2 rRNA genes are annotated in these 767 nt (G+C 41.7%); both read left to right on the top strand.

Annotated features, from left to right (window positions below):
* Positions 1-137: 137 nt before the first annotated feature.
* Positions 138-254: ribosomal RNA gene (gene rrf, locus ATB76_RS26840) — 5S ribosomal RNA — on the top strand.
* 388 nt (positions 255-642) lie between these two features.
* Positions 643-767, top strand: a 16S ribosomal RNA gene (locus ATB76_RS26845); the annotation flags it as partial.

The raw sequence follows: 767 nt of genomic DNA on the forward strand, positions 1-767 counted from the left end.
TGAGGCGTTGAGCTAACCTGTACTAATTGCCCGTGAGGCTTAACCATACAACACCCAAGGGGTTTTGATGGACTCAATGCAAGAACGATTGAATGTGTAGTAGAACTTAAAATCAGTTTTCCGAATTAAAGAATTTGCTTGGCGACCATAGCGATTTGGACCCACCTGACTTCCATTCCGAACTCAGAAGTGAAACGAATTAGCGCCGATGGTAGTGTGGGGTTTCCCCATGTGAGAGTAGGACATCGCCAGGCTTTATTTTTGCACTTGCTTATTTAATAAGCAAGTCACCATAAAGTTCTAAATTATTTTAGAGTTTTATGTTGACTTTCAAAGTGAAAAGCGTATTATACGCACCTCGTTTGAGTGCTAAGGCACTGAAAGCCAAGCTCTTTAACAATATAGACCTATCAATCTGTGTGGGCACTCGTTGATGATGATCCAATTAGATACCTCGGTATCAAATTAGGTTTCAATGAACTGAGTGACCAATCAAGTCGCAAGACTTGGCACAGTCAATTCATTATCATTCTGTTGGAATGATAATAGCTTTAAAATTACTTCTTACTTTCGAGTAAGGATGAGTTTTGAAGTCAGTATTCGTTGAGCCTCTCCCTATTTATTTAGGGAATCAAAAACTTTAAATTGAAGAGTTTGATCATGGCTCAGATTGAACGCTGGCGGCAGGCCTAACACATGCAAGTCGAGCGGAAACGACTTAACTGAACCTTCGGGGAACGTTAAGGGCGTCGAGCGGCGGACGGGTG

The sequence above is a fragment of the Vibrio sp. MOR3 genome (assembly GCF_001557775.1).
Lineage (GTDB): Bacteria > Pseudomonadota > Gammaproteobacteria > Enterobacterales > Vibrionaceae > Vibrio > Vibrio jasicida.